Raw genomic sequence first — 16,105 nt, 5'->3', positions numbered from 1 at the left:
TGTCCTCTAAGGCGGTGGGATATACGGAATTAGGTCAAACTATGCTTTGAGCCGGGACGAAGCCATATTGGAAAGGAAATGCCCAAAGTTCACTAGGACGCATGCCGGCAATAGGATCCAGACCATCCATTTTTCGGCGGCTCCTGGAATACCCACGATTACGGAGATAACCGAGCATCCAAGAATGATCAGCGATAGTTCAACTGCGTGCAGGAGCTTATGGAATGGCAAGAAGCGAGCCAGGGAACGCAGCTTTCCAACGAGTGAAGTTGTTGGAACTGATCTGGCGGCGGCAGTATCCGGCAATTTTCCGAGGCCAGCCATGCCTCTGGCTGCATGAACCATGAGTGACTGCGAACGATTCAAGACCAGAAGAACCGACAGGCAAGCGGCCATGAACAGTGTAGGCCAGGCCTGCTCAACGGAGGAATTATCCGCAGACAGTTCTTTGAAGACCCGGTAGCCCAAAGCAATTGGGATCAGCGCCTCAGTTGTGTGGTGCCCGACCATGTCAATGAAAATACCGCGGGGAGATTGAGTTCCCCTCCAACGCGCGACTTCTCCGTCAGAACAGTCAAAATACAGCTGGAACTGCGACAAGATCACTGCCAGCAACGGTCCCCAGATGCCAGGGATCAACAGCGCTAGAGACATACACCAACCCGCAAGAATCATCAAGCCGGTAACGCCGTTGGCACTGATACGCGTGCGTACCAGTACTGCGGTGAGGTAAATGGAGATATGACGCAGGTACAGCTCAGCAGTCCAGTGCTCGGCATTCTTACGCGCACGGACTTCCGGAGGTTGGCAGACCGCACGCAGCTGTTCAAGCGTTGGATTCTTTGGACGTTCAACCATGATTACTTAACGCGCCCTTTGTCGACAGTTCCGGCTGCCCCGCAAAAACGGCCCTTGATATATCCAAAAGCCCAAGGCAAATGGATTGCGGGGAAAGCACATGCTGCCAGCAACTTGTCTTTCAATCCTTTCGCGTTGCTAGTCAGTCCCGCAGCCAACGCGATCGCTGCATAGACCGCAGGTACGGCCTTGGCCAAGTTCAAAACTACGCTCACACGGGTTGGGGCTGCTTCGCGAACTAGCGGCTCAATTACAGTTGCCGCCAGTCCTGTTGCAACCCCCAAAAGCAATAGTGGTGGAACATCATGGCGCAACGACTTACCTTCGGGGAAGCGCCGCGCAATTTCTGCTCGCCAAGTCCCCGAGGCCATGGACTGGCTAATCAAGGATTTGAAGCTATCACGCGGATAGTAGCCGACCTTTAATTCTGGATCGAACCAAACGGTATGGCCCGCCTGGCGAATGCGCAGGCAAAGTTCCCAGTCTTGAGCGCGCCATAGTTCTTCATTGTAGTAGCCGACCTCTTCAAAAACTTCACGGCGGAAGATACCGAGGTATGCAGATTCAGCAGGGCCTTCTGGGGCACCTGAATGATATGCCGGTCCGCCAAAACCAAACTTCGAATGATAAGCCGCTGCGATTCCTCGCTGGACGGGTGTACGCCCCTTGGCGTCCATCAGCCCACCGACGTCATGGGCATCGGCACGGTAAAGAGTCTCAACGCCACGCCGTGTGTAATTCTTAGGGATTTCGCTATGCGCATCAACGCGGATTACGATTGGCAACCTTGATGCACGTATTGCCAGATTCAATCCGATCGGGGTCCTGCCCAATGGATTATCGACAAGAATGATTCGTGGGTCCCCCACAGACAATTGTTTGGCAACGTCATTGGTAGAATCCGTGCTAGGGCCAAGTGCTAGAACCAGTTCTTTCTCTCCGGCATACTCTTGCGCGAGGATCGAGGACACGGCCTCTTCCAGATAGCTTGCTTCGTTGAGCACAGGCATGATATAAGAGACGCCAGGAAATTCAGTCATTCGCGTCGGGCCCTACTTCTTCGCTTTCAGATGCTTTTGATATTCCTTGATCACGGTATCCGGATCACCATCCATCATTTGAACACCCTTTTCGATCCAAATAACACGATCGCAAGTTTCCTTGATCGAACTCATAGAGTGCGAAACGTTGAAAATAGTGCCTGCACTGTCTCGAATTTCGCGAATCTTCGCTTCGCTTCGTTTGCGGAACTTTGCATCTCCGACCGCCAATGCCTCGTCGACAATCAAAATATCGTGCTTTTTGGACGCAGCGATAGCAAATTTTAATCTAGCGCTCATACCCGATGAATAAGTATTCATCGGGAGATCAATAAATTCCTGCAGCTCTGCAAAGCGAGTTATTTCGTCTCGCATTTCTTCTACTTGCTCACGGCTATAGCCCAGTGCAAGACCGCCCAGGGTGATATTCTTATCGCCGGATAGATCCGGGATCAGGGCTGCCCCCACTCCAAGCAGACTTGGGCGCGAACGTGCATAGACCGCGCCACTGGAAGGTGGGGTTAGACCAGTAATTGCTTTTAGCAAAGTCGACTTGCCGGAGCCGTTCGAACCGATTACACCTATGGATTCGTTCTCATACGCAACAAAAGTAATACCTTTTAGCGCATGTACGGTTCGTACACCTTTCAACTGTGGCTGCAGAAGTCTTCTTGCGCCTGCGTTGCCAACTGCCTTACCACTCGAGAACACTTCATATTTAACATGAAGGTTGTCTACGATCACTACTGGTTGCCGTGACTCATTGATATTGAGCCTTGAATTCTCAATATCCTCAGGTTGAACCACATCAATAAATGACGTGTCATCAGAGAAGATAGGTGCGGGTTCATATTCAGGGTGGAGATCTGGATTAATCAGATCGTCAAAACTAATTCGCACGACCGTAACGCTCCTCAGCCTTCCAGAAGTAAAGTAAGCCAAATGCAAGTGTAGCGAGTGACCAACCGCCGACCACCCACCATGCCCAAGAATCATATTCGGCCTGGTTCATCACCAGTCCACGAGCAATTTGAAGAGTTTGATAGAGGGGGTGAATGTCGAAAATTGCTATCATCCAAGGCCAATGGCTCAGCAAACGATCGGCACTAAATAGGACGCCTGACGTATAGAACAGAACACGACCTACAAGAGGCAAAATCTGCGTGAAGTCTCGAACGTGCACAGTGACGCGAGCACAGATTAGTGCGATGCCCATGTTGAATACTGTGAACAAAGCTAGCAGCGGTATGATGCCAAGCCATGTCCATTTTGGTGTCGTTCCCAGGATCATCGCGTAAATGAACATTACGGCCAGCATGGGCATCAGCGTTAGGAAATTCTGAGTTACTTGCGCTACCGGCAGAGATAACCGAGGGAACGCAAGGGACTGCACCAAGGATTTATTCCCAGTAATCGATTTTGCTCCACCATTCATGGATGTAGTGAAGAACTCAAACAAGAAGACACCAATGATGACGAAAACTGGGAAATCCGGTGCCTTATTTGGCCCCTGCAACACGCCAAATATGAATCCATACATGAGTGCGTTGAAAGTCGGCTTCAAGACAATCCAGATCATGCCCAAGCGATTTTTCTGGTTCTGGGATTGGACGCGTGCTTTAGCCAGCTCATAAATGAACTCGCGGCGTTGCCATGTCTGCTTCAGATAGTTGGCCAATGTCGGCCTTGCACCAACACGGTGCAAGCCGTATTTTTCGGCCTCATCTGCAACTGTCATGCGAATTATGTCCTCTTGTTCGAATGCTACTTGATGCATTATCGGCTAAGCATAGATGTACAAAGTCTAGTAGATGGAGTGCTGTTCTTTTGGTTTTCGCTCTTCAGCCTGATGTAGTACATCCCACATCTACTATTTACGGTGTTTCAGGCGGGTTTTCGCGAAGGTAGTCGGCCATTGCATCGCCTTGCAAAGCTTCGCTAATTTGAGCAATAGCGAGTTCGCTTGCCAATTCTATCGATTGCCCATCCGCGCTAGTCGATGTTCCAGCGGTTGGCATGGTGAACATCTCCATATTCTCCGTGTCCACATTTTTGAGTTGCAGTCCAAGTCCGACCAATGTTGCGGCATCAAAGTCGTCGTCAAAGGTCAGATAAGGAGATACCTTGTCGACGATGTCGTACAGCTTGACAGGGTTAGTTAATGTTCCTGATGAGAGCACCTGACTTGCTGCTGCAGCGATGAACTTGCGTTGATTCGCGACACGTTGGTAATCACCATTGGTAAACGACTTTCGCTCACGCACAAATCGAAGTGCGCGATCGCCCTCCAATGTGATGTCGCCGGCTGGGTAGAAATAGTCCGTGTCGTTTGCCGTGAATGGGATCTCATTATTGACAGTCACCCCACCGAGAGCAGTCGATAATTCAAGGAACCCTCCGAAATCAACCATGGCTACATGATCAAGCTTGGTGCTGAAGAGTCCTTCTATCGTTTGCATCAACAGAGGAACCCCGCCAAGCGATATCGCGGCATTGAGCTTGTTCATTCCATGCCCCGGAATCTCCACATACATATCTCGAACCATCGACATAACATAGACCTGTGAGCGGTCTTCCGGGATATGAACAAGCATCATTGAATCGCTACGTTGTGAAACTGCCCCATCAAGAGCTTGAGCATCGGCGGTACCGTCATGGGCATGATCGACGCCCAGTAGTAAGACATTCATGGACTTATCTTCAGGATCCTTGATGGGACGAGCTTGTTCCTCGGCATCTGAAAATCCTAAAGCCACGGTATTGGATTTCGTGTTGAACTGTCGCTGCAAATCAAATAGAACAAAGCCAGCACTGAGCACTGCCACCAGGAGCACTGTAACTACAGACGCGACAATGCCTCGTGTTCTCTTCTTTTTCCGACGTTCAGATCGAGTCCGCGCGCTCCGCGACAAAAAGACTGAATCTTGGTCTTGCACTATTCTCATTCCTACTCCAGCGGGCAACGATCCCCCAAGGTCAACGGCAGCCTGGGTGACTTCGCGCAATGAAAAAGACTACCCAAGATAAATGTGATTATCCTGAGTAGCCTAGGTCAAGAACTAGTCTTCTAGAGTTCTAACGAAATTCTTCAGCCAAGTCTTCAAGTTGGCCCCGAGTTCTTCGTTCTCCACAGCAAGGGTAATGTTCGCTTGCAGATAACTTAATTTGTCGCCTGTGTCGTAACGCCGACCTCGGAAAACTACAGCGTGGACGCCAGCTCCCTCCCCGTCGGCAGTCGCCAACTCTTGGAGAGCATCCGTTAACTGAATTTCATTGCCCCGACCGGGAGCCGTGTGCTTCAGAATCTCGAATACACGGGGATGCAGTAAATAACGTCCAATGACAGCTAGATTACTCGGTGCTTCTTCAACGCTCGGTTTTTCAACCAATCCATTAACTTTGACGTAGTCGGCATCCGCTACCCTGGATACATCTGCACATCCATAAGCACTGATTTGTTTTGGATCAACTTCCATCAGAGCAATAACTGAACCGCCAGTCGACTTTTGAATGTCAATCATGGAAGAAAGCAAGTCATCATCTTCATGGATCAAGTCATCACCGAGAAGAACCGCAAATGGTTCATCGCCTACATGTTGCTTGGCACATAGGACTGCATGACCCAGCCCGCGAGGATCGCGTTGCCGTACGTAATGGATATCCCCCAACGCTGTGGCATCTTGCACCAGCGCGAGCTTCTTCGTATCACCCTTCGCTTCAAGAGACGCTTCCAGTGACGGAACACGATCAAAATGGTCTTCAAGAGCGCGCTTGTTTCGTCCGGTAATCATCAGGACATCATTAAGCCCAGCACGAGCAGCTTCGGCGACCACATATTGAATCGCTGGCTTGTCTACAACTGGGAGCATTTCCTTGGGCATTGCTTTTGTTGCTGGAAGGAATCGTGTCCCTAAACCGGCTGCCGGAATGACCGCTTTAGTAATGGCGCGAGGTGCAGACATAGTGTTGAATCCCCTATCTTCGGATTAGTTAATGGCGACAGTATTGCGCAACTACCTACGGATGAGTAAGCCTCTTGATTACAGCGCGCGGGAAGTATTCATCTACGTCCCCTCCAAGAGCCTGTACTTCCTTGAGCAGAGATGAGGAAAGATGCGTGTATCGCGTATCAGCCTGAAGGAAGACCGTTTCCACACCTGTGAGATGCCGATTCATCGTGGCCATGGGAATCTCATAGGCGTAGTCAACAGTGCTACGCAATCCCTTGACGATTGCTTCCGCTCCCTGCTCCTTGCAGAAATCAGCTAGCAGGCCCTGGCCCATCGGCACAGCGGAAACCCCACGCAGTCCACCGACAGTTTCTTCTACCATGGCGACTCGTTCGTCTTCGCTGAAGCGATACTTCTTGGAGTAATTCGTGGACACTGCCACGATCACCTCATCAAAAAGGCTCGCCGCGCGCGCAATGATTTCGACGTGTCCATTATGAATTGGGTCAAAAGAACCCGGGCATACCGCTCTTCGCATGAACTGAATCTATCAAGAACTCATGTCAAATTAGCGATCTGATGTGAATGTCTCGTAAAGATTCCATGACTTAATGCCCTTGTTCCTATGCACAAGACGATAATGGACTCATGAGCATTGAATTCACTCCATGGCAGCGAACCGCATATGGTGCCAACCTCCTAGATTCCACAGGCCAGCCTGGAGTGACGGTCTTTGAAGAAATCACCGCATTAGCGAATCATCACAAGGCCATCAATCTAGGCCAGGGGTTCCCTGATTCCGAGGGTCCACCAGAAATCAAGCAAATTGCCATGGACGCAATACAAGATGGCGCTAACCAATATGCACCAGGTTCAGGGACGCTGAACCTCCGCGAAGCTATCGCTACGCATCAGGAGCGGTTCTATTCGCTGAAGCTTGACCCGCAGACTGAGGTCGTCGTTTCCACTGGCGCAACTGAAGCCATCGCTGCTTCCCTGCTGGCTTTCCTGGAACCTGGCGATGAAGTTGTGACCTTTGAGCCTTATTACGATTCCTATGCAGCCATGATCGGGTTGGCCAACGCTGTGCATAAGGTCGTTCAGCTCAAGGCTCCGAATTTCGAACCAGATTTGGATGACCTTCGACGTGCGGTCACTGACCAGACGCGGGTAATCCTTGTGAACAATCCCCATAATCCTACTGGCACCGTATTAGATGTATCAGTGCTCCAAGAAATCATTGCCCTGGCACATCAGCACAACTGCATCATCATCTCCGACGAAGTCTATGAACATCTGACTTTCGGTGTGCGACATGTTCCTATCGCGAGCCTGCCCGGTGGATCAGAACGGACCATCACCATTTCTTCAGCGGGCAAGTCTTTCTCCTTTACCGGCTGGAAAGTAGGCTGGGCAACCGGTCCTCGCCAGCTGATTACTGCTGTCCGAACAGTGAAACAGTTCCTGACCTACTCCTCGGGCCCAGCTTTCCAACCGGCAGTAGCGCAAGCCCTGCAACTTCCAGACGCCTTTTTCGAGCGCTTCGCTGCCGATCTCGGACAGTCGGGAGAAATTCTCGCATCAGGCCTTGAAACAGCTGGCATCCCGGTGATTCGCCCAAAGGGGACCTACTTCTTGGTTGCTGATGTACGTGGCTTTGAATTGAATGATGCTGCTGAAGTAGCACGAATGATGCCCGAGCGCCTCGGAGTTGCAGCGATACCGATGTCGGCCTTTGTCCATCCCGAAAACCGAAATGATTACCAGGGTCTGCTGCGCTTCGCCTTCTGCAAAAAGCCTGACGTGATTTCCGATGCCGTTCAGCGATTGCAACGCCTGCCAGAGGTGTTCTCCAATTGACACGAAAGCCGGCTAAACGGTGGCTTGGTTTCGTCCAGGAACACGCCACGATTTACGACGATGACTTAGTCCCCGGGTCAAAAATACTCGCCATCGGCGACGCGCCCCAGTCGCATGTCAATCTTTCGCATCCGGAAGAAGTCTTCTACGAATATCTCGCGCGCATTGCCAATCATCTGAAGGTCCTGCGCCCAGAAGAGCGTCCAATGAAGATGCTGCATCTCGGCGCAGGTGCCTTGACTCTGGCTCGATGGGCGAGTGTGGTTTATCCGTCGAGTACTCACGTAGCTGTAGACATTGAGCGGGAACTTCTTGATTTCGTTCTCACGCATCTGCCTTTGCCTCAAGGCTGCGATCTATCCCCAATTGTTGCCGATGCAAGGAGCGTCCTTGCCGAACAACTGGTCGATGAAAAATTTGACGTCATCGTACTGGATATCTTCTCTGGGCCGGACTCACCAGAACACCTCACCACCGACGGCTACTACGCAGAACTCAAGAATTCATTGGCCAATGACGGATTGCTGTTCGTGAACATTGGCGATGATCCTCCCTTGGATTTCACCTGTTCTCAAGTTGAGGCAGCAGGTTCCAGCTTTGAATTCGTGATGCTGAGTTCAAGTCCGGAAATGTTTACCAAGCGCTTCCCCGGGAACTTGATATTGACAGCGTCCCGCCAACGATTCCGGGACGATCAAATACTCCAATGCCAGGCAGCGGGACCATATCCGTCAGAGGTTCGCCATTCGATGGATCTAGATGGGTTCTGCAAACCATAGGTGCGTTTCGCCGTATTTCTTGTCGGCGAACTTCTCCATGGCGCTCGGCCATGTTGGTTCTGGTGAACGACCGGAACGCTCGACGATCACGGTGGCATCTTCAGCTAGGATTCTGGATATCTTCTCGAGCGTGACAGCTAGTTCTTCTTCAGTCAGGGGGTAAGGTGGATCCAGCAAGACCACGTCAAACGTCTTGCTGGGAACTCCCGAAACCGCGTTGTAATACCCATCGAGGACGCTATCAACGCTCCCGCGCTGAACCGACACTGTGTCGGTCTTCAAAACCTTATTCACCAGTGCCGCATTTTGCTGGCAAACAGAGACCGCTTTGGGCGCCTTTTCTACAAGAACAACCTGCCGGGCACCGCGACTGGCTGTCTCGACTCCTAGCGACCCTGAACCAGCAAAGAGATCCAGCACTCGTGCGCCGGAGAGGATGTCCCAGCTTTCCAAACGGGAGAAGAGAGCCTCTTTGACCCGGTCCGTTGTAGGGCGCGTTGCATCACCAGGTACGGACTTCAGTGGACGCCCGCCGGCGGCTCCAGCGATAATTCGGCTCATTGCCTAGATCTACCTTCAATCAGTTCTTATTCAAATATTCTTTGGTGGATTCATCAAGCCAATTCCCGGCCGCCACCAGGAGCCCGGGGTGATGACGTCCCCAGTTGCCATCGGCAAGGAGGAGACCCGCATCGGTTCTAGCCCGCTCAATGAGCGAGCGATCCTTGATGATGCTCAGTTCCCGCAACGACGATCGGCTGCCCGATTGCTGAACGCCGAGGATATTTCCTTCTTTGCGTTCCGCCAAGTCTGCTTCGGCTAGCTCAAAGCCATCGATTGTTGACTCAATCGTCTTCAATCGTCCAACCGACGGATGGTCCGCGTCCAACCATGTGGTCATGAGGCACGTCCCGGGAAATCCGCCACGGCCTACGCGGCCACGTAGCTGGTGGAGCTGCGAGATGCCAAAGCGCTCAGCGTCCATGATCACCATCAACGTCGCATTATGGACGTCAACACCGACTTCAATGACAGTCGTAGAAATCATCACGTCAATGTCGCCACGTGCAAAGGAGTCCATGGTTTCTTGCTTGTCTGCTGCATCCAGTTGCGAGTGCAACGCTTCGGTACGTATCCCAACAAATTCAGGCATACCACCCAGCAACTCCTGCATGGCTTCGACGCTCATGGTTTGTCCCGCAGAATCTTCATAGGTCGCTAGGAGAACGCCTTGTTCCGCTGTCGTGTCCGAAATTCTTGGACACACCACATAGACTTGGTGGCCCTTTTCCACTTCCTCAATGATCCTTGAGAACAACCTGTCGCGGAAACCGGTCAGCTGCATGGGCACAATATGCGTTTGGATCGGTGCGCGCCCGGCGGGCAGGCGCTTGATTGTCGACGTGTCCAAATCGCCGAACACGGTCATAGCGACGGTTCTCGGGATCGGCGTAGCGGTCATGACCAGGGTATGCGGGACTGAGCCGGCCGCCTTAGCCCGCAAGGCATCGCGCTGTTCAACGCCAAAACGATGTTGCTCATCCACGACGACTAGGCCAAGTTCAGCAAATTGCACCTGATCGCTTAGCAGGGCATGCGTACCGATAACCAGTCCTGTTTCGCCGCTGGCAATACCTAATAGAGCTTCACGACGCTGTGCGGTTTTTGCAGAACCTGTCAGGAGCGCGACTCCAGTTCCTTCGCCTTCGCCGAACAATCCGGGTTCTGCGAGGTTGCCAAGCATCTTCTTGATAGACGCATAGTGCTGGGCGGCCAGGACTTCTGTCGGCGCTAGGAGCGCCGCCTGTCCTCCGGCATCGATCACCTGCAAGATGGCGCGTAGCGCGACAATGGTCTTGCCGGAGCCTACCTCTCCCTGCAGCAATCGATGCATCGGATGTGGCTGTGCCAGATCGGCAGAGATTTGTTCTCCGACGAGGAGCTGGTCTTCGGTCAGGGTAAACGGCAGGATGGCATCAAATTTATCGGCCAGTCGTCCTGTCACCTGTGGACGCGCGATAGCTTTCTGCGCTCCCAGCTGGCGACCGCGTTCCCCTAATGCCAGCTGCAGCATGAAGGCTTCTTCAAAGGCGAAGCGCTGTCGAGCCACGTAAGCCTGCTTGATTTCTTTGGGAAAATGTCGATCCAAGAACGCTTGATGGCGTACTGGGTAATGATGGGTGCGTAGGAGGTCTGCTGGAAGAAATTCAGGAAGATTCTGATCTGTGAATTCTTCCATCAACAACGCCATCAAATCCCTGATGCGCTTATTCGGCATCTTCGCCGAAGCCGGATAGATCGGGATAGGGCGCGGATCCGCTTGTGATGCCTCATCCAGGATCGCGTATTCGGGCTGGCTCAGCTGCAGGTGGTCCTGGTACCAGCCAACCTTGCCGCTGAACATTGCAATAGTTCCAATATCCAGGTCGGTTCGGGCTTGGTAGCCATTGAAGAAGGTCATCTTCAGTTCTTGGCCACCTGCACTGAGCTCATCGCTAACGGTCACTTCAAAAATGAAACCGCGACGCGAGTGCATCTGCCGCTGGCTAACGTTGACCACCTGGGCTACAACGGTGACGTGCTCGTCAAAGGGAAGCTCTGAAATCGGCGTAAGTTCGCCTACTTCGACATAGCGCCGCGGAAAATGCCAGAGGAACTCCCCCACTGTGCTGTAGCCGAATGCCTTTTCCAGCGCGGTGGCGTTCTTGTTTCCGAGGAATGTTGAGAGTTCTGCATTCTCAAACGAGGTCAGCGTTGTTTCAGCCATCGTGGGTGCACAGATCGGTGACGCTGATATTCACTGGGTCACCGTATTTCTTGATCAGGTCCAAGGCCTTTTCAGACTCCGAAACATGCACATGTACGCGCCAACGGTAAGTGTCTTCTTCAAGCTGGTTTACCGGTGACATGATCACGGAATTGCCCATGGCATCTAGCTGACCGCGCAGAGTAGCAGCGCCTAATGCATCCAGAGATACAGTGCACATGACTTCGACGCCGGTTTCAGTGTCATTGTTCAGATGAACATGCGGATCCTGGACCTGATAGCCATGGAATTTCTCGTAGGACTCAAAATCAGTGGCGTCGCTTCGAATAGCAGCGCAAAGTTCATCGATGATGATCAGCATGCCCACCGCGCCCGCATCTACTACACCGGCTTCAACGAGGGACGGGAGCTCTGTTTCAGTTCCCTTCACTGCCAATCGAGCCGCTTGGCTCATCTGGGTCAATACCGTGTCCAACGCTGCACGGCTCTCTAAATCACACTTCAAGTGAGCAAGGGTTGAGCCTGCGGCCAACGCGATGGCGTTGATCACGGAGAGCATGGTGCCTTCAACTGGTTCACTCAGTGCTGACCACGAGCGCACCTTGGCTCGTTCAAGCCCAAGGGCTAGGAGCGGCGCGGTAAGGCGCTCGTAACCGACCCACGGTTCACTCAGACCGCTGAGGAATACAGCCAATAAGGTTCCAGAGTTGCCGCGCGCCGATTCCATTGACGCGCGCGCGGCAACTTCTAAGAAGCCACCGATGTCGTCGCTTTCCAGTTTACTCACTGCATCGTGACCTGCCCGTGCAGTCAGATACAGGTTACTGCCCGTATCTCCGTCTGCTACCGGGAAAACGTTGATGGCATTGAGCCGGTCAGAATGGTTCCCGAGACTCTTGACACTCCGTGCGAGCCATTCTCTGATGGCACGCACCGAGGTATCGAGTTTTTGGGGAGTCATGGAAAGTTGGTCCTTCAGTGGAGTTATCGTGACAGGTCAGTAGTTTCTACGAACTCTGCCATCTTGTCTTCTTGCAGTGCCTTGCCAAACTTCTCAATCACTTCCATATCCGGAATGACAATTGACTGTCCGTCGGCAGAACGTCCCGGACCCTTGTTAGGAAGGGTGAAGAATTCCATATCGCTCGAACGCAGGTTCAGCATGGAGGAAGCGTAAGAGGCAACCTTGCCAGAATCCAGAGTTTCATCAACTGCAATGAACGGTGCAATTTGAGAAACAACTTCAGAAACCTTACCCGGGTTGGCCAGGGTTTCCTTGGACATCAACTGACCAAGCAAAGCCTTGACGAAAAGCTGCTGGTTCTTGACGCGCTCGTAGTCGCTGCCTGGGAAGGACTTGCGTTCACGGACAAACGCCAGTGCCTGTTCACCGTCCAGAGTTTGAACACCCTCTGGGAAGTACATGCCATTAACAATCGACTGCTTGAAGCCGCGCGGGTTATTTACGGTAACTCCGCCCACTGCATCGGTTAGACCCTTGAATCCTTCGAAATCGACGGACGCGACGTGGTTAATGCGAACGCCAAAGAGCCCCTCAAGGGTTTCGACTGCTTTGGGCACTCCACCGCTGGCAAAAGCGCGGTTGATCTTGGCAGTGCCTACGCCCGGAATATCAAGCCAGGTGTCGCGCATGACGGAGGTGACAAACACATTTTCGCGGTCTGCGGGAATGTGAACCAGCATCATGGTGTCTGAGCGGCCACCGTTAGGAAGGGTACCAAAGTCTTCGCTGTCCTCATCCGCCTCACGAGTTGCGCGAGTATCGCTTCCGAGCAGCAGGATGTTGACGGCGTCCTTGGACTCGTCATTGACTTCAGGACGAGTTTCTTCCGCAGGGAAGGCATCCGTAATGGTCTGGCTTTCAGAGTCGAAAGTTCTGCCAAGGTTCCAAAGGTAACCGGCGGCAACAAGCCCCGCGACCACGACGAGGGCAAGCACGCTTAAGACGATGGCTCGCCCGGTGCGCTTTTTCTTTTTGCGCGGTCGCGCTGGGTGCTCTTCAAAGGACATTTGCTACCTTTCACAGTTTCAACTCTGTACATCCTATCTTTCAGAGTGCCGATGTAGTCTTATAACGTGTCTAAAATCAGCTTGAAAGCCCGACTGTCACCAAAACTTAACCGAAAACTTGCTCAAACTTCGGCATTGGTGATGAGCGGTACTTTATTACTACCAGTACTTGCAGGCTGCGCATCAGTCGCTTCCGTGGATGCTGCCCCGGACGCAGCTAACCCGCTCTGTGCGGAAATGATGGTTGTCCTGCCCGAAGCCATCGATGATGCCGAGCGTCGTTCAACGACCTCGCAGGCAACCTCGGCCTGGGGCGACCCGTCAAAAGTTGTCTTGCGTTGCGGTGTCGAAGTTCCAGGACCCACTACTGACCCCTGCGTATCCGTGAATGACGTCGACTGGGTAGCGAATGAGGATGAAGAATCAGGTATCTGGACCTTGACTACTTACGGCCGGACGCCAGCGACCGAAGTCGTCTTGGATCCTAACGTCATCCCGTCAAGTACTGTGCTGGCCACGCTGTCGGACGCAGCCCTGAAGATCCCGGCTTCCAAAAAGTGCGTCAGCGTTGACAAGTCAGTGAACTTGTAAGCGGATCGCCTACAAGCAAAGCCTAAGGGTGTGTTGATTCTTCAACACACCCTCAGGCTTTAACGGCTATTCCCGGATTAGCGCAAACCGATATTCCGGTCGGTAGCCAGCCCAATCAGCTCATCAATAAGTTCACGGTACTCAATTCCCGTTTTGGCCCACATTTGCGGGTACATGCTTGAAGGCGTGAAGCCGGGCATGGTGTTGATTTCATTGATGATCCATTCCCCTTCGGGAGTATAGAAGAAATCAACTCGCGATAGGCCTTCTGCATCAATAGCGTCGAAGGCCTTCACTGCAAGTTCGCGGATCTCGCGAGTGGCTTCTTCGCTCAGATATGCTGGGCAGCTGAGCTCGGCGGCGGCGCCATCAACATATTTCGCTTCAAAATCATAGAACGTGTGCTCATTATCTGCCACCGCGATTTCGCCTGGCAATGAGGCCCGCGAAGGTTCGCAGCCGCGGCCTTCAAGAACACCGCATTCGATTTCACGGCCGACAATCCCCTGCTCGATGATCACCTTGGGATCTTCAGCACGGGCAATCTCAATAGCGGCACGAAGCCCCGAAGGCTCGTCTACCTTGGTGATGCCTACCGAGGATCCTGCACGTGCCGGCTTGACGAACAACGGGTACTGCAGGTCTTCGCAACGCTTCATGGCAGTTTCGCTGTTGCGCAGCCACTGCTTGTTGGTGATGACTTCGTACGGGCCTACCTTGAAGCCTGCCCCTTCGAAGACTACCTTCATGAAATGCTTGTCCATGCCCATCGCACTGGCTGCGATACCGGAGCCAACGTAGGAAACGCCGGCCATTTCCAGCATGCCCTGGATTGATCCATCCTCGCCGAACGGACCATGAAGCAACGGGAAGACCACGTCGATCTCGCCCAGATCTGCCACCGTGGAGTCCGAGTAGGACAGCAATGATGTCTTTTGCGCGTCGGTGGAAAGATGCACCGGATGATCCACCGAGGAAATTTCAGGCAGCTTGCCAGTATTCAGTGCCCAGCCTTCTGGATCCTCGTCCAGCAGGGTCCAACCGCCGTCGCGGGTGATACCCACCGGAACGATTTCGAAACGCTCGCGGTCGATGGCGTGCATGACGCCGGCCGCAGTAACGCAGGAAACGGAGTGCTCTGAGGAACGGCCACCGAAGAGCAAGAGGACGCGTAGCTTGCGTTCAGTCATTAGTGACGTTCTCCTTCAGATTTCAATTCACGCGACAACAGGCGTGCAGCCATATTTTCAACGCTCAAGGTGCCCTCCAGAACCATGACCACCGCTTCGGTGATTGGCATTTCCACGTGATGGGCCTGTGACAGGTCGAATACGGCACGTGCTGATTTGATGCCTTCCGCAGTCTGAGACATGCGGTCATTGACCTCTTCCAAGAAGAGCCCCTGGCCAAGCAGGCGTCCTGCAGTGTTATTGCGGGAGAGCGAGGAAGAACAGGTAGCCACAAGATCGCCCAGGCCAGAAAGACCTGCCAAGGTGTCCAAACGGCCACCAAGAGCGAGGACCAAACGGGTGGTTTCAGCCAAGCCACGCGTGATGACGGTGGACTTGGTATTATCGCCCATTCCCATGCCATCGCACATGCCAACGGCAAGGGCGATGATGTTCTTGACGATTCCGCCAAGCTCAACACCCAAGACATCGTCATTCGTGTAGGGACGGAAGTATGCAGCGGAGCACAGTTCAGCAATCCACTGCGCAATATCAGAATCGGTGCAGGCCACGACCGAAGCCGTTGGCTGCTCGCGTGCGATTTCCATTGCCAGGTTTGGTCCGGAAAGCACAGCGATCTGCTCTGCAGGCAGCCCGGTGACTTCGGCGATGACCTGGCTCATGCGCAGATCGGTCCCGCGTTCAAGACCCTTCATCAGTGAAAGCAAGACCGCACCGGGTTCAAAGAATTCTTTGAACTTCGCCAATTCCTGGCGCAACGACTGAGCCGGAATCGCCAAGACGACAAGGTCAGCGTCGTTGAGAACGGTCTTCGGATCCGATGATGCCGTGATGTTGGCCGGAAGCTTGGTTTCGCGCAGGTAGCGTGAATTGGTGTGGCGTTCATTGATTTCATTGGCGGCGTCTTCGCGACGGGCCCAAATCTGAACGTCGATGCCCTTGTCTGCAACGGAATCAGCAAGCACCTTGGCGAAGGTTGTCCCCCAGCTGCCAGCGCCCATGACGGCGATTTTGCGTGGTAGCGGCTTAGTCAATGTCA

16 protein-coding genes are annotated in these 16,105 nt (G+C 53.0%); 3 read left to right on the top strand and 13 right to left on the bottom strand.

Features of this window, described 5'->3' with window-relative positions:
- Positions 1-39: 39 nt before the first annotated feature.
- The 7 genes from AB4Y71_RS08955 to coaD form a co-directional block, all read right to left on the bottom strand.
- Entirely contained in the window at positions 40-858 is an 819-nt protein-coding gene (locus AB4Y71_RS08955) for a CDP-alcohol phosphatidyltransferase family protein (RefSeq protein ID WP_441719761.1), read from the bottom strand.
- 2 nt (positions 859-860) lie between these two features.
- On the bottom strand, positions 861-1,898 hold the full coding sequence (locus AB4Y71_RS08950; RefSeq protein WP_441719758.1) for a glycosyltransferase family 2 protein: 1,038 nt from the start codon (positions 1,896-1,898) through the stop codon (positions 861-863).
- Positions 1,899-1,910: 12 nt separating this feature from the next.
- Complete coding sequence (locus AB4Y71_RS08945; RefSeq protein ID WP_441719755.1) at positions 1,911-2,798, bottom strand: ABC transporter ATP-binding protein; 888 nt, start codon at positions 2,796-2,798, stop codon at positions 1,911-1,913.
- The gene (locus AB4Y71_RS08940; protein ID WP_105659227.1) at positions 2,788-3,636 is read right to left on the bottom strand and encodes an ABC transporter permease; all 849 of its coding nucleotides are present in this window, start codon (positions 3,634-3,636) and stop codon (positions 2,788-2,790) included. The genes AB4Y71_RS08945 and AB4Y71_RS08940 overlap by 11 nt, the downstream gene beginning before the upstream one ends.
- Positions 3,637-3,772: 136 nt before the next feature.
- Complete coding sequence (locus AB4Y71_RS08935) at positions 3,773-4,723, bottom strand: LCP family protein (RefSeq protein WP_441719751.1); 951 nt, start codon at positions 4,721-4,723, stop codon at positions 3,773-3,775.
- A 234-nt stretch (positions 4,724-4,957) separates the two neighbouring features.
- A complete protein-coding gene (galU, locus tag AB4Y71_RS08930; protein ID WP_105661167.1) occupies positions 4,958-5,860 on the bottom strand; it encodes a UTP--glucose-1-phosphate uridylyltransferase GalU in 903 nt (300 codons plus the stop codon).
- 55 nt (positions 5,861-5,915) lie between these two features.
- Positions 5,916-6,386 carry a pantetheine-phosphate adenylyltransferase gene (gene coaD, locus AB4Y71_RS08925; protein WP_105661166.1) on the bottom strand — a complete coding sequence of 157 codons (471 nt, stop codon included), beginning with the start codon at positions 6,384-6,386 and terminating at the stop codon, positions 5,916-5,918.
- Between the two features lie 110 nt (positions 6,387-6,496).
- Here coaD and AB4Y71_RS08920 point away from each other — a divergent pair, with 110 nt between their 5' ends.
- Together AB4Y71_RS08920 and AB4Y71_RS08915 are read left to right on the top strand one after the other, a co-directional pair.
- Positions 6,497-7,708: an aminotransferase class I/II-fold pyridoxal phosphate-dependent enzyme gene (locus tag AB4Y71_RS08920; protein WP_441719748.1), complete on the top strand. Its 1,212-nt coding sequence runs from the start codon at positions 6,497-6,499 to the stop codon at positions 7,706-7,708.
- Positions 7,705-8,487 (top strand): spermidine synthase, encoded by a 783-nt coding sequence (locus AB4Y71_RS08915; protein ID WP_441719745.1) that lies wholly within the window; start codon positions 7,705-7,707, stop codon positions 8,485-8,487. Before AB4Y71_RS08920 ends, AB4Y71_RS08915 begins: the two co-directional genes overlap by 4 nt.
- On the opposite strand, the gene rsmD is transcribed toward AB4Y71_RS08915, so the two are convergent.
- Genes rsmD through AB4Y71_RS08895 form a run of 4 tightly spaced genes read right to left on the bottom strand, consistent with a single transcriptional unit; the run spans position 8,464 to position 13,285 of the window.
- Entirely contained in the window at positions 8,464-9,048 is a 585-nt protein-coding gene (rsmD, locus tag AB4Y71_RS08910; RefSeq protein ID WP_426734633.1) for a 16S rRNA (guanine(966)-N(2))-methyltransferase RsmD, read from the bottom strand. The genes AB4Y71_RS08915 and rsmD overlap by 24 nt on opposite strands.
- Before the next feature lie 19 nt (positions 9,049-9,067).
- Entirely contained in the window at positions 9,068-11,254 is a 2,187-nt protein-coding gene (locus tag AB4Y71_RS08905; protein WP_441719742.1) for an ATP-dependent DNA helicase RecG, read from the bottom strand.
- Positions 11,247-12,215, bottom strand: a complete 969-nt coding sequence (locus tag AB4Y71_RS08900; protein WP_441719739.1) for a DAK2 domain-containing protein — start codon at positions 12,213-12,215, stop codon at positions 11,247-11,249. The genes AB4Y71_RS08905 and AB4Y71_RS08900 overlap by 8 nt, the downstream gene beginning before the upstream one ends.
- A 23-nt stretch (positions 12,216-12,238) precedes the next feature.
- Positions 12,239-13,285: an LCP family protein gene (locus AB4Y71_RS08895; RefSeq protein WP_441719736.1), complete on the bottom strand. Its 1,047-nt coding sequence runs from the start codon at positions 13,283-13,285 to the stop codon at positions 12,239-12,241.
- A 141-nt stretch (positions 13,286-13,426) separates the two neighbouring features.
- On the opposite strand from AB4Y71_RS08895, the gene AB4Y71_RS08890 reads away from it, so the two are divergent.
- The gene (locus tag AB4Y71_RS08890) at positions 13,427-13,876 is read left to right on the top strand and encodes a DUF3515 domain-containing protein (protein ID WP_441720583.1); all 450 of its coding nucleotides are present in this window, start codon (positions 13,427-13,429) and stop codon (positions 13,874-13,876) included.
- Positions 13,877-13,953: 77 nt separating this feature from the next.
- Here the strand turns inward: AB4Y71_RS08890 and AB4Y71_RS08885 are convergent, their stop codons facing one another.
- Positions 13,954-15,066, bottom strand: a complete 1,113-nt coding sequence (locus AB4Y71_RS08885) for a D-alanine--D-alanine ligase family protein (protein ID WP_441719733.1) — start codon at positions 15,064-15,066, stop codon at positions 13,954-13,956.
- A complete protein-coding gene (locus tag AB4Y71_RS08880; protein WP_402472809.1) occupies positions 15,066-16,100 on the bottom strand; it encodes an NAD(P)H-dependent glycerol-3-phosphate dehydrogenase in 1,035 nt (344 codons plus the stop codon). The genes AB4Y71_RS08885 and AB4Y71_RS08880 overlap by 1 nt, the downstream gene beginning before the upstream one ends.
- Positions 16,101-16,105 lie beyond the last annotated feature (5 nt).

Source organism: Glutamicibacter sp. MCAF14 (assembly GCF_052114325.1).
Classification (GTDB): domain Bacteria; phylum Actinomycetota; class Actinomycetes; order Actinomycetales; family Micrococcaceae; genus Glutamicibacter; species Glutamicibacter arilaitensis.
This window is presented reverse-complemented; position numbering and strand designations above follow the sequence as displayed.

Coding starts and splice junctions, on each gene's coding strand:
- AB4Y71_RS08950 (WP_441719758.1), bottom strand. CDS start 1,898: ATGACTGAATTTCCTGGCGTCTCTTATATCATGCCTGTGCTCAACGAA.
- rsmD (WP_426734633.1), bottom strand. CDS start 9,048: ATGAGCCGAATTATCGCTGGAGCCGCCGGCGGGCGTCCACTGAAGTCC.
- AB4Y71_RS08885 (WP_441719733.1), bottom strand. CDS start 15,066: ATGACTGAACGCAAGCTACGCGTCCTCTTGCTCTTCGGTGGCCGTTCC.
- AB4Y71_RS08920 (WP_441719748.1), top strand. CDS start 6,497: ATGAGCATTGAATTCACTCCATGGCAGCGAACCGCATATGGTGCCAAC.
- galU (WP_105661167.1), bottom strand. CDS start 5,860: ATGTCTGCACCTCGCGCCATTACTAAAGCGGTCATTCCGGCAGCCGGT.
- AB4Y71_RS08895 (WP_441719736.1), bottom strand. CDS start 13,285: ATGTCCTTTGAAGAGCACCCAGCGCGACCGCGCAAAAAGAAAAAGCGC.
- AB4Y71_RS08905 (WP_441719742.1), bottom strand. CDS start 11,254: ATGGCTGAAACAACGCTGACCTCGTTTGAGAATGCAGAACTCTCAACA.
- coaD (WP_105661166.1), bottom strand. CDS start 6,386: ATGCGAAGAGCGGTATGCCCGGGTTCTTTTGACCCAATTCATAATGGA.
- AB4Y71_RS08890 (WP_441720583.1), top strand. CDS start 13,427: ATGAGCGGTACTTTATTACTACCAGTACTTGCAGGCTGCGCATCAGTC.
- AB4Y71_RS08940 (WP_105659227.1), bottom strand. CDS start 3,636: ATGACAGTTGCAGATGAGGCCGAAAAATACGGCTTGCACCGTGTTGGT.
- AB4Y71_RS08900 (WP_441719739.1), bottom strand. CDS start 12,215: ATGACTCCCCAAAAACTCGATACCTCGGTGCGTGCCATCAGAGAATGG.
- AB4Y71_RS08955 (WP_441719761.1), bottom strand. CDS start 858: ATGGTTGAACGTCCAAAGAATCCAACGCTTGAACAGCTGCGTGCGGTC.